Annotated in this window: 11 protein-coding genes; 3 read left to right on the top strand and 8 right to left on the bottom strand. The window is 43.2% G+C overall.

The window, feature by feature from the left end; translation table 11 throughout:
• Window positions 1-17: 17 nt before the first annotated feature.
• The 4 genes from K1F36_RS03300 to pdxA all read right to left on the bottom strand — a co-directional run bounded on the left by K1F36_RS03300 (window position 18) and on the right by pdxA (window position 3,092).
• On the bottom strand, window positions 18-1,013 hold the full coding sequence (locus K1F36_RS03300) for a beta-ketoacyl-ACP synthase III (RefSeq protein WP_220112536.1): 996 nt from the start codon (window positions 1,011-1,013) through the stop codon (window positions 18-20).
• Window positions 1,014-1,187: 174 nt separating this feature from the next.
• Window positions 1,188-1,388 (bottom strand): 50S ribosomal protein L32, encoded by a 201-nt coding sequence (rpmF, locus tag K1F36_RS03295; protein WP_100816683.1) that lies wholly within the window; start codon window positions 1,386-1,388, stop codon window positions 1,188-1,190.
• A gap of 7 nt (window positions 1,389-1,395) precedes the next feature.
• On the bottom strand, window positions 1,396-1,929 hold the full coding sequence (locus tag K1F36_RS03290; protein WP_220112535.1) for a YceD family protein: 534 nt from the start codon (window positions 1,927-1,929) through the stop codon (window positions 1,396-1,398).
• Between the two features lie 110 nt (window positions 1,930-2,039).
• Window positions 2,040-3,092 (bottom strand): 4-hydroxythreonine-4-phosphate dehydrogenase PdxA, encoded by a 1,053-nt coding sequence (pdxA, locus tag K1F36_RS03285; protein ID WP_220112534.1) that lies wholly within the window; start codon window positions 3,090-3,092, stop codon window positions 2,040-2,042.
• Between the two features lie 58 nt (window positions 3,093-3,150).
• On the opposite strand from pdxA, the gene K1F36_RS03280 reads away from it, so the two are divergent.
• Complete coding sequence (locus tag K1F36_RS03280; RefSeq protein WP_220112533.1) at window positions 3,151-3,741, top strand: riboflavin synthase; 591 nt, start codon at window positions 3,151-3,153, stop codon at window positions 3,739-3,741.
• 8 nt (window positions 3,742-3,749) lie between these two features.
• Here the strand turns inward: K1F36_RS03280 and K1F36_RS03275 are convergent, their stop codons facing one another.
• On the bottom strand, window positions 3,750-5,558 hold the full coding sequence (locus K1F36_RS03275; RefSeq protein WP_220112532.1) for a sodium:solute symporter family protein: 1,809 nt from the start codon (window positions 5,556-5,558) through the stop codon (window positions 3,750-3,752).
• 69 nt (window positions 5,559-5,627) lie between these two features.
• Here K1F36_RS03275 and K1F36_RS03270 point away from each other — a divergent pair, with 69 nt between their 5' ends.
• Together K1F36_RS03270 and K1F36_RS03265 are read left to right on the top strand one after the other, a co-directional pair.
• Window positions 5,628-6,383 (top strand): sulfite exporter TauE/SafE family protein, encoded by a 756-nt coding sequence (locus K1F36_RS03270; RefSeq protein ID WP_220112531.1) that lies wholly within the window; start codon window positions 5,628-5,630, stop codon window positions 6,381-6,383.
• A 289-nt stretch (window positions 6,384-6,672) separates the two neighbouring features.
• Entirely contained in the window at window positions 6,673-8,337 is a 1,665-nt protein-coding gene (locus tag K1F36_RS03265) for a SulP family inorganic anion transporter (protein WP_220112530.1), read from the top strand.
• A gap of 180 nt (window positions 8,338-8,517) precedes the next feature.
• Here K1F36_RS03265 and K1F36_RS03260 read toward each other — a convergent pair whose 3' ends face one another.
• From K1F36_RS03260 to K1F36_RS03250, 3 genes are all read right to left on the bottom strand, one after another.
• The gene (locus K1F36_RS03260) at window positions 8,518-11,133 is read right to left on the bottom strand and encodes a M14 family metallopeptidase (RefSeq protein ID WP_220112529.1); all 2,616 of its coding nucleotides are present in this window, start codon (window positions 11,131-11,133) and stop codon (window positions 8,518-8,520) included.
• Window positions 11,134-11,269: 136 nt separating this feature from the next.
• Window positions 11,270-11,677, bottom strand: a complete 408-nt coding sequence (gene arfB, locus K1F36_RS03255; RefSeq protein ID WP_220112528.1) for an alternative ribosome rescue aminoacyl-tRNA hydrolase ArfB — start codon at window positions 11,675-11,677, stop codon at window positions 11,270-11,272.
• Complete coding sequence (locus tag K1F36_RS03250) at window positions 11,655-12,650, bottom strand: ABC transporter ATP-binding protein (protein WP_220112527.1); 996 nt, start codon at window positions 12,648-12,650, stop codon at window positions 11,655-11,657. The genes arfB and K1F36_RS03250 overlap by 23 nt, the downstream gene beginning before the upstream one ends.
• Window positions 12,651-12,657 lie beyond the last annotated feature (7 nt).

The raw sequence follows: 12,657 nt of genomic DNA, 5'->3' as shown, positions 1-12,657 counted from the left end.
ATTTGTTAGTTGCGTGATTATGAGTTATAGGCCCATTTTAAATAAATGGAACCCCATGTAAAACCACCTCCAAAGGCGGCAAAAATTATGTTATCTCCTTTTTTTAACTGCTTCTCGAAGTCGTACAACAACAAGGGCAATGTTGCGGATGTCGTATTTCCGTAACGGTCGATGTTGATCAAGACTTTATCGGCCTCAACTCCCATTCGATTGGCTGTGGCATCGATGATGCGTTTATTGGCCTGATGTGGGGCCAACCATTGTACATCGTCTTTCGTCAAATTGTTCCGCTCCATGATCAGTGCCGATACATCTGCCATATTGGATACCGCAAATTTAAAAACGGACTTACCGTCTTGGTACACAAAATGTTGTTTGTTCTTTACAGTTTCCTCAGAAGCAGGCAGAATAGAGCCGCCTGCATCAATCTTTAAAAATTGACGACCAATACCATCAGAGCGCAGATATTCATCTTGAAGTCCAAGCCCTTCTTCATTAGGTTCAAAAAGAACCGCACCGGCACCATCACCAAAAATAATACATGTGGTCCTATCCGTATAATCTATTATGGAAGACATTTTATCGGCTCCAATGACCAATACTTTTTTATATCTACCAGATTCAATATAGCTGGCTGCCGTGGACATCCCGTACAAAAAGCTGGAACACGCTGCCTGCAAGTCGTAGGCGAAAGCGTTTACAGCACCAATTTCTGAAGCTACATATGCAGCGGTTGATGCTACGGGCAAGTCGGGGGTTGCGGTTGCTACAAGCACAAAATCTATTTCGGAAGCTTCAATGCCTCTTTTTTGAAGCAGGTCCTCTGCGGCTTTGATGGCCATAAAGGATGTTCCTGCATTCTCTTCTTTTAGGATTCTTCGTTCCTTGATACCAGTTCTGGTAGTTATCCATTCATCGTTGGTATCTACCATGGTTTCCAGTACTTTATTGGAAAGTACAAAATCGGGAACATATCCTCCTACAGCTGTTATTGCTGCTGTTTTTTTCTTCATTTTAGCCTCTCTTTATTGTCAAAAAGAATCAAATTTGACCCAAAAGCGGTGAAAATTAGTCATTTTATATGACTTTATGGGCAAAATTAATCGTTTTTGGGTGTTAACGTGGGCCCATAAAAAAACTCCCGATACTTATTGAACGGGAGTTGCTTTATTTTAAGGTGTTTGCGGTTAGGCCGCTGTTTCCTCTTCTGTTTTGTCGATCAAAACCTGACCTCTGTAGTACAATTTGCCTTCGTGCCAGTGAGCTCTGTGGAACAAGTGCATTTCACCTGTTGTTGAGTCCTTGGCGATTGTTGGCGCAACTGCTTTGTAGTGGGTTCTTCTTTTGTCCCTTCTGGTTTTTGATATTTTTCTTTTAGGATGTGCCATTATAAACCTATTTATCCGTTAGTAACTTTTTTAAATCGTCCCACCTGGGATCTGTGTCTTCTGATGGTTTTGTGTTCTCTTTTGGCTGAAGCTCTTCGAGCTTGTCCAAGATGTCCGATTGCAATGTGCCATCTTCCACGCCGGGGTGAACCCTTTTTTGTGGAACGGCCAGCACCAACATTTCGTATATGTACTGTGCAATATTGAATTGGTGTTCTCCATGTGGAATGATGAGGATTTCATCGTCTTCATCATTATACTCTTCGCCAAACTTGACGACTAGTTTTAATTTGGAATCAATAGGTTGGTCAAATGGTTCGCCCGTTAGATCACAATCCACGTTTATGGTTCCCTCCGCTTCAATCTGAAGTTCCATCATGGTGCTCATTTTTTCCAAAATGGCATCTACATGAACGGAAGCTCCGTTAAATTCTTGGTAGTCAAAAGATTCAAAGAACGCATCATCAATCTCGTACACAAAGTTATGTTTTCCCAGCTTCAGACCTGAAAAAGGGATATTAAACTCTTTCAGCTTCATCATTTCTACACTTAAGGTTTGTGTACCAGCCTTTAAAGGCGGGTGCAAAGATACTACTAATTTACAAAACTGCAATTCTTGCTACAACAAATATCCAAAATGAATGTAACTTTTTACCCTCCACGCTTGATTTTCTGCTTTTTTAGTGGGTTTTCGGTCAGTTCCTGATATTCAGTACGATGTTTAAAAACTTGAATGGCAGTAAAAACCGCTTCTTTAAAAGAGCTTTCATCTGCTTTGCCGTTACCTGCAATTTCGTAGGCGGTACCGTGATCGGGAGAGGTTCGGACTTTGTCCAGCCCCGCGGTGTAATTCACGCCCTTGCCAAAGGAAAGGGTCTTGAACGGAATCAATCCTTGATCGTGGTATGCCGCTAGTATGGCATCGAAATTTTTATGGTTGTCCGAACCAAAAAAGCTGTCGGCCGAGTAGGGGCCGTACACCAATGTTCCCTTGTTGAACAATTCTTTAATGGTCGGTTTCAAAATTTTATCATCTTCTTCTCCAATGGTTCCGTTGTCTCCGCTGTGCGGATTAATGCCCAACAGGGCAATTTTGGGTTTACGGATGCCAAAATCCATTTTTAGGGATTCCTCCATGGTGGCGACTTTGTTCCGAATAAGGTTTGGAGTTATGGCCTTTGCCACCTCCTTTACTGCAATGTGGTCGGTAAGCAAACCAACACGAAGTTCGTTGGTCACCATAAACATAAGGCTTTCACCTTTCAGTTCTTGGGCCAAGAAGTCCGTATGACCGGGGAATTTGAAATCTTCGGACTGAATATTGTTTTTGTTGATTGGGGCCGTGACCAAAACATCGATCTTATTTTCTTTAAGGGCATTCACAGCGGCCTTCAATGATGTAATGGCAAATTCACCCGCTTCCTTTGTCGCCTGCCCATATTCCAAATTGGGAACTTCCTTGCTAATATTTACAATATTGACTTTTCCGTCCAGGGCTTGGTCTGCATCACGTACACCATTGAACTTGATGTCCAGCCCAAAATCTTTGATTTGTTGTGAAACAATCTTGTTGGAGGCAAATAGTACAGGTGTGCAAAAGTCCAACATTCTTGCATCCTCAAATGTTTTTAACGCAACTTCGCATCCGATACCGTTAATGTCCCCAATGGATATCCCTAACCTGATTTTTTCTGTTTCCTTCATAAAATGAATGCCGTTATGGCTACTTTTGCACTACAAAACTAGTCAATTAATAAGACACATGTTCACAGGAATCATAGAGACTTTGGGGAAAGTTGAAAAGCTGGAAAAAGAGGGAGGGAATCTTCATATTACTGTATCCTCCACAATTACTTCTGAATTAAAAATAGACCAGAGTGTTTCGCACAACGGGGTATGCCTTACCGTGGTTTCCATGGATGCCGATCAGTATACCGTAACAGCAATCGAAGAAACCCTGAGCAAAACCAATTTAGGCGACCTGAAGGTTGGTGAGCTGGTCAATTTGGAGCGGGCCATGTTGCTCGGCGCGCGTTTGGATGGACATATTGTTCAAGGGCACGTAGACCAAACGGCCTCTTGTACATTCATTGAGGAAAAAGATGGAAGTTGGGTCTACACATTTGCATACGACCCTAAGCTGAATAATGTGACCATCGAAAAAGGTTCCATCACGGTCGATGGGGTTAGCTTAACCGTTGTGGATTCCAAAAAAGACAGTTTTAGTGTTGCGATTATTCCTTATACACACGAGCACACACGTTTCCATACCTACAAAGTAGGTGACACCATAAACTTGGAGTTCGATGTGGTCGGGAAGTACGTCTCTAGACTATTGGAGTTAAGAGGGTAGCCAACTAGCTATAACACATTTTTCATTCCTTGCCATACCTTTAATAGTACAAAAGCGGAAAGGGCGACCACAATGGTGAGGATGATGGCCAGTTGATATTCCCCATAAATCCAATAGCCAGTGGCAAACATGATGGAGTAAATCAATACAACGCCAGATAACATCGCTTTGATTCCGGATGGTACGCTCCACTTTTCGTTGGTCTTGACTATTTCCACGTTGTCCTCTTTGGCTTCATCCACAATTTTGGCCCAGCCCGGACCTCCTGGTTGAATTTTTAGATAGAAGCTTCGAAGCACCTCTTTGCTTTCTGGTTGGGTTACAAATGTGGCCGTTAGCCATATAATTGTCGTCACTAACATTATAAATGGCAAATCGGCCCATTCTGGAAAAATTCCGGTCTCGGGGGAAAACAGATACCCTCTCAAAGGAGTTGTCTCCAATAAAACCGCTAGGATACCTGAAGAAAACATGGCCGTAATTTCACTCCAAGCGTTGATGCGCCACCAGAACCACCTTAATATGAAAATTAGTCCGGTTCCTGCGCCAAAAGACAATAATAGATTGAAAACACCCATGGCATCCTGTAGGGCCAACGCCAAAAACGCACTCAATACCATTAATAGTACGGTGGAAATCCGTCCCACATTTACCATTTGTTTTTCTGTGGCTTCTGGATTTATCTGTTGCTTATAGAAGTCATATACTATGTAGGACGACCCCCAGTTCAATTGGGTTGAAATTGTGGACATATAGGCCGCCACCAGAGAGGCTAGAACCACACCTAAAAGACCTGTCGGCAGTTTTGTCATCATAGCGGAATAAGCCAAGTCATGTCCTAACTTATCTTCCGTCACATTGGGGAATGCTTCGTGTATGCTTGCTATGTCCGGATAGACCACCAAAGATGCCAAAGCGACCAAAATCCATGGCCAAGGTCTTAGCGCATAGTGCATAATATTAAAGAAGAAGGTGGCCCCAATGGCGTGGTTTTCATTTTTTGCCGCTAACATTCGTTGTGCGATATAGCCACCGCCACCAGGTTCCCCGCCAGGGTACCAAGAACTCCACCATTGTACCGCCAAGGGTATGATCAGTGCGGTGATCAAGGCTTTTTTATCGCTAAAATCGGGAAGTATGCCCAATTTATCTTTTACGTTTTCATTCTCTAAAACTGCTTGCAATCCGCCTACTTCGGGCAAATTAACAAGGTAATATGCTGCCCCTATTGCACCCGCCATTGCCATAAAAAACAGGAAAAAATCACTATAGACAACGCCCTTAAATCCACCAAGAGCACTAAAAACAACAGTGATCAGGCCTGCACTTACCACGGTTACCCAAGGCTCCAGCCCCAACATAACGCCACCTATCTTTATAGCGGCCAAGGTGACGGAAGCCATGGTGATTACATTAAACAATACCCCAAGATAAATGGCCCTGAACTTTCTTAAAAAGCTTGCTGCCTTCCCCCCATATCGCAATTCGTAAAATTCCAGATCCGTTTTCACATTGGATTTTCTCCAAAGCTTGGCGTACACAAAAACGGTCAACATCCCTGTCAACAAAAAGCACCACCATCCCCAGTTTCCCGAAACTCCATTGGAGCGGACCAAATCGGTGACCAAGTTGGGCGTATCGGTCGAAAAAGTGGTTGCGACCATGGACAACCCCAAAAGCCACCAGGGCATACTTCGGCCAGATAAAAAGTACTCTGTTGAATTTTGTCCGGATTTTTTTGAAACATATACTCCAATGAAAAGGACTAGGGCAAAAAATCCAAAAATGATGGTGTAATCTAAAAGCTCTAATTTCATTTGTTTAGTTTGGCTGGAGTTAAAGATAGTTTTTTTGGGTTACTTTTGTGAACCTGCAAAAAAATCCTCATGTTTCTTTCAACTTTTTCGGATATTTCTGTTGCTGCATGGACCATGGCCGCTACTGCTGCCTTTTTAATGGGGGTCTCCAAAGCAGGGCTTAAGGGGATGTCCATTTTCAATGTGACCCTTATGGCCTTGGCCTTTGGCTCGAGAGCTTCCACGGGGCTTTTTATTCCACTTCTCATTGTTGGGGATATTTTTGCGGTGGTCTATTACAACCGGCATGCCCAATGGAAATATATTTTTAAGTTTATTCCATGGATGATTCTTGGAATACTCATCGGGGTTTTGGTCGGCAAGGACCTCCCTGAATGGGAATTTAAATGGGGAATGGTGATCGTGATATTTATAAGTTTGGCGATGCTCATTTGGTGGGACAGAAGAAAGTCCCAAACCGTGCCCACCCATTGGTTGTTTTCGGGCTCCATGGGAATTTTGGCAGGAATCTGTACCATGATCGGCAACTTGGCCGGGGCCTTCACCAATATTTTCTTTTTGGCAATGCGATTGCCCAAGAACGAATTTGTGGGTACGGCCGCGTGGCTGTTCTTCATCACTAATTTATTCAAACTTCCTTTTCATGTATTTGTTTGGAAAACGGTTACGGTTGAAAGCCTTCTGATCAACTTAAGGCTACTGCCCGCCATTCTTATTGGTTTGGTTTTGGGTGTTTTCTTGGTGAAGAAAATCAACGAAAAGAATTATAAGCGCTTTATTTTGATCGTGACGGCAATCGGTGCGGTGGCGATTTTGTTTAAATAACCTTTTTTTCCTTTGCTTTTTTTGAAACTCTATTTCTTCTAATATGATTCGTTCATGAAGATTCCGCAGGAGTTGGCCATGGACCACAGCAAAGAATTGTCTGGTCGGATGGGAATTTCAAGAACATGGTCGAACCAATCCGTAGAGTAGTGGACAAGGCGCATGCCGATAGATATTTATGTAACAATGAATGTCCTGAGACCAAGATAAAGGACCAAAGGCTCGAGGGTTAATTTCGAAAGTTGTAAATTTCAAGTAAAATAAAACTCACAATAGAACCTAACCAATTATGGCAAAATTTTACGATACAAAATATTTAAAAGGCGATTTTACTGGCGGACTCGTGGCGGGCATCGTAGCGCTACCGCTGGCATTGGCTTTTGGTGTGCAATCCGGTCTCGGTGCAATCTCAGGGCTGTACGGTGCAATCGCAATTGGAATACTTGCCGCCTTGTTTGGGGGAACAAAAACACAAGCTAGCGGCCCTACCGGACCAATGACCGTGGTTTCGGCTGCTTTGGTGGCCAGTGCCGTTGATTTGACAGGAAGTTTGGAAAGTGCAATGGGCATCATTATTCTGAGTTTCTTTGTCGGCGGCGTATTGCAGATAATTTTCGGGCTTGTAAACATTGCCGGATATATCAAATATTTTCCATATCCCGTAATTTCAGGCTTTATGAGCGGTGTGGGACTCATTATCATCATCTTGCAAATATTCCCGTTCGTTGGTTTGGATTCGGCAAAATCCACTGTAAAGGTAATGTCGGATCTGCCCAGATTATTTTCTGAATTTAATTGGCAAGCTTTGGTTTTGGGGGCAATGACGGTGATAATTTATTACCTCTTTCCAAAAATCAATAAGACCGTGCCCAGTGCTCTGGTGGCCTTGATTGCCGTATCCATCTTTTCCTTTTTCATAAATTGGGATGTTCCTATCATAGGTGAAATACCTTCGGGATTACCGTCATTGCAAATAGATGGCCTTTTCAGTATTGATAGTGAAGCCTATTTTATGGTTTTGGAATATGGACTCGTCTTGGCGGTTTTGGGTTCAATTGACTCACTATTGACCTCGGTAATTGCAGATAATATGACCAAGACCAAACATAATAGCAATCGCGAACTAATTGGCCAAGGTATTGGCAATATGGTAGCAGCATTGATTGGGGGCATACCTGGTGCAGGAGCTACGAAGGGAACCGTGGTAAACATCAATAATGGTGGTAAAACAAGGCTTTCAGGAGCTTTGCACGGTACATTTCTTTTGGCCGTTTTATTGGGACTAAGTTCGCTAGCAGCTTATATTCCCTTGGCCGTACTGGCAGGAATATTGATTCCTATTGGATTTAAGATTATAGATAAACGTGGTATCAGGCACATGAGGGTTATGCCCAAGGCTGACTCTGTGGTGCTGATCATCGTCTTACTATGGACCACATTTGGCAGTCTGATCCAAGCTGTTGGAGTCGGGGTAACCTTGGCGGCATTGTTGTTTATGAAACGCGCTAGCGATATTGGGGAAAAAGGCATGGACGTTGGTACCATTGCAGGTTTTGAGGGTGAAAAGCCTTGGCTTGACGAGGAGAATTTTTATGAGAGATACAAGGACCATGTATACATAAAACATTTGAACGGGCCGTTGTTTTTTGGTTTTTCCACTTATTTTCAGGATCAAATAAAAAATATTGACGAGAATATAAAAATACTGGTTATACGTATGGATCGTGTTCCCCATATCGACCAGTCCGGGGTCTATGCCTTGGAGAATATTATATTCGAATTATCCAAGAAAAACGTGAAAACCGTTTTAACAGGTTTGAAGGAACAGCCCAAACAGCTCATAGAAAATATTGACATTATTCCCGATTTGGTTCCGATAGAACAAGTTTTTCCTAAGGTTCAGGACAGTTTTGCGTGGATTGCAAGGGAACTGGAGGGCGAAAGCCATTCATAGTTTAGTCAGAGCTTTTAGCCAATATTATTTGATACTTGGGTTTTGAATGTTTTACTGATGAAAAAATTACAAGCACTTTGGTGCAGTGATTATTTTATTTAAATTTCGCACAAGACGAACACAAAAAAAGGCCGCATCAATTTTGATGCGGCCTTTCCTTATATACTCATATGCTTTCTGCTATTCCGAAGCGCCTTCGTAAATCGCGTTAAAAATCAATTTGTAAGTGCCGCGAGGCTGCGCCCTAAATTGTGGCCGGAACGCGAACAAAATGGCGGAACCTTTTCCATACTTTGCTTTTACCATGGCTGGCTTTTTGGCAATGTACCGGTCTTCGCCCATGGCCCAACCACTCATCAATAGGTCTTTGGCGGCATAGGTGGCTATTACCTCAACATCGGGTGCTGGAGCATCTTTGATGTCCTCCGTGCCTCCTTCACCTGTTTTCCGTTGTTTATCAATGGTAAAGGCCCTACTTCGGTTAAATGAAACGGCAACGGTATCCTTCATACCAAAGGCCAATGGATGGGACGTGTCCACACCAGCCTTGATCAAAGATCCTGGAATAAAGAAATCTTTGCTATCAGCACCTTCAACAGCATCGCGCAATGGCAACCCGAATTGTTCTATTACAAAGTCACTTGCTTCATCAAAAGCAATCAAGGTTCCACCTGCATCCACATAGTCGCTAAGCGCCATGGACCCTTTTAGGCCAATGCCTCCTGTGAATTTTTCGGGCATGCTCAAATTGCTATGTCCATGTAAAATGGAACTTGGTCTTTGCGATGGAATGATAATGGCATCATACTGCGAGAGGTCTTTGGTCTTGATGTCCGCATCGTGCAAAGTATCCATATCAAATTCGTACTCATCCATTACAAAACGGGTCCATCCTTCGTCCATATTGGCCACCCAGGATTTGTACAGACCTACTTTGGGCAGATGGATTTTCTTCAATTGCACCTCTGGTTTAGCTGCTAAACCTGTGAATTCAAGACCGTACTCGTCTGCAAGGGATTCTATCATTTCTTTGTCCCCGGCAACAATATAAGACCCAGCGGGCAACGTTTCTTTTCCTGCTTTGAATTCGCCCATGCTCTTGTATGCCGTGCCTCCTGCCTTCAAAACCTTGTTGGTTGCCGCCACGGAAGCATTGGTGTTTGCACTAAGGGCATATCCAAAGGAACCGTTCCTGTTTACTTGGCCATCGTAATACGATACGAGACCATTGACTTTCTCCGTCGGAGCTTTGAATGATTCTTCAATTTTATCAACATCGATGCCCATTTGCATTGGCAATGTCCATCCTGCCAAATCGTATGGGGTATCGGGAGGACCGCCGGGATATTGGAAACGTGTTGGATAATTTTGTTTTTCCATAAGGTCCATCAGGTAAGGTCTAAAGGCTTGTGCTGTGTAGATTATATAGGAACCTTCTTCGTATTCCTTACCATTGACGGTAAAATCTTTTGTGGCTTTTTCGACCTCGATTCCTCCTTGGAGCAACACGTTGACAAGATTTACGGCTTCAAAGGAATCCCATTGTTCCTTGCTTATGATATAGGCGAACAACCCTTCGCTCTTTCCTTTTTCAACAGCGGATTTACCCATTTTATAGATGTTGTACAGGTAATTGCTCTTGCGGTCGGCAGCAAGGTCCAAAGTGGCCCAAGTGGCGGTAAGCATGTAATCCACGGCATCCCTAAAATGGGATTCACCACCTTTCCATGGGTCCGGGTACATAATGTCCGTTCCGTCCGTAGGGGTGCCACCCGCTACAGTTTTTGGCAGTTTTTCGGGGTCATAGAATCGAGGGGTTGGTGTGGTATGTCCCGTTTCGGTCAGAATACCGATCATATTATGGTAATATGGCACGGTGCGCCCACCACCGTTCCAGAACATGGTGTAAAAATTATCGGCAATGGCGCCGGGCATATTTTCCAAAGAAAAACGCTTGGACATTGCGGAACCTACTTCGCTCACTGCGGCAGTTATTGCCGGGTGAATTTTTGGGTTTACAGGATCTGCATAGGGTGGAATGGAAATCTTGGTCCAAGATGGGGACGATTGGTGGTGATTGTAAACGATTTGTGGATACCATTCATTGTACAATATTTTGGTAACATTATAAGTTTCGGGCATAATGTTCATAAACCAATCCCTATTGTTGTCATGTCCCATATAATAATGGTATAGAATCGGAGGACGCGAAGTTTCATAGGCGGTTCCCATATTCTTGCGATACCAATCAACAACTATGTCCAATCCATCCGGATTCATTACCGGCATTAAAAGGGTGATAACGTTTTCCCTGATCTTTTGCATTTCCAGGGTTTCTGAAGTAGCCAAGGTATAGGCCAGTTCGGAAGTCATTTGGCCATGCGCCAACTCGGTGGAGTGCATGCCGCCATCGATCCAGACGATGGCTTTTCCTTCTTGGGAAAGTTTCATGGCTTCGTCATCGCTCACTTGAACACGGGCAAGCTTGGTACTGATGTCCTTCCACTTATCCAGCTGGGCAAGGTTTTCTTCCGTAGAGATGAACATCAGGTACATTTTACGGCCAAGTACCGTTTCTCCGATCTCAATTTTTTTGACCCTATTGGAAGCAGCGTCCAATTTGGACAAATAGTCTTCAATTTGGGAATAATCGGCCAATTTGTAATCGGCTCCCACCCTAAATCCGTAAACGTCCTCGGGGGAGGGAACACTTTGTGCCACGGAAAACGCTGCACAAGACAAAAACATGGCAACGGAGAGCAACCATGCCTTGAGGTTTGCATTTTTAGAAATCATTTTTTTGAATTAGTTATAATTTGACTGAAAATTAAGCATTTGTGTCGAGGATACTAAATTAGACGGGTCGGAATTGTCGTGTATTTGTTTTTTTTTGATGGGTTTATAATCTGATAGATTGAAAATCATCAAATTCTTATTTGCCCAAATCTGGTTTTTTACGAGCGGCTTTTTTTTCGGCCGTAATTTTTTTGGATTTCAATCTTTTTTCTTTTGAGGATTTAGTGGGTTTGGTAGGCTTTCTTTTTTTTGGGACTACGAGCGCATTTTTTAGAATATCAAAAAACCGCTTCACGACAAGGTCTTTGTTTCGGTGTTGGCTCCTTGCTTCATCACATTGAAGAACCAGAGTTCCATCATTGGTCAATCGGGATTGTAGTTTAAGGAAAATCCGACCTTTTTCCCTATCCGAAAGCCCTTCTGATTCACTAATGTTAAAAGTGAGTTCTACTTTGGAGGAAACCTTGTTCACATGTTGGCCTCCCGCCCCACTACTGCGCATGGCCTTGAACTGAAGTTCCCTATGTATTTGCTTTTTGTCCAACCTGAAGCCTCTTATTAATGGTATTCAAAGATACATTAAGAAAAATGGTGGCTCCTTTTTCCTGTTCTTTCTCCGAGTTGAAAAAAACCAAGGTGCCATCTTCCGCCATACCTTCATTGAGGTAGTGGGTTCCCTTAAAAAAAGAATTCATAACCGCTACCTTTAGCCCGGACGAATCGGAAAACTTGAACTCATGGGGATAGACCAGAATCGACCTTTCAATTTCAGAATAGGATTTTAGCAACTTCATCGGGATTTGGTTTACTTGCCCGAACAATGATGCCGTGTAATAATCAGGAGGATTTTTGTAGAGGTCTTGGGTATTTTTGTCTGCAATGACACGCCCTTGCTGTAATATTAAGGTACGCTCTGCGAAAGGGAGCACATCGCTAGGGTCGTGGCTTGCAGTAAGCACGGTAATTCCCTGCTTTTTTAGATATAGGAACAGATTTCTTCTTAAGGATATCCGCTTAAAGTTGTCAATATGGCCGAAGGGTTCGTCCAAAAGCAAAATCTCCGGCTCTTGAGCCAATACACGTGCAAGTGCTACTCGTTGTTGTTGACCACCGCTGAGGTATTTTACTTTGGTTTTCGCGAACGGTTTCATTTCGATGAGGTCTAGGAGTTCATCAATGCGTTCTTGATGGGTGTCGCGTTCAAAAACCGAAAGAAACTGACCTATGTTCTCTTCTACGGAAATAAAAGGCATCAAATCAAAATCCTGGGCCAAATACTTCATATAAGGCTCTCCGGGAACCAGATTAAAATTGGGTCCGAGCGCTTCTGTATCGCCCCAAAAAATGGAGCCATCCTCCACATGAAGCAGGCCATAGACAATCTTTAGCAAGGTGCTTTTTCCAGAGCCGCTTTCGCCCATCAATGCCACATGTTCCCCAGGGGCCACTTGAAAAGAAATGTCTTTTAAAATGGCTTTATCTTGATAACCGAAAGAATCTACTTGGACTTTTAGCATAAATATA

The sequence above is a fragment of the Flagellimonas abyssi genome, from assembly GCF_019457905.1.
Taxonomy (GTDB): Bacteria; Bacteroidota; Bacteroidia; order Flavobacteriales; family Flavobacteriaceae; genus Flagellimonas; species Flagellimonas abyssi.
This window is presented reverse-complemented; position numbering and strand designations above follow the sequence as displayed.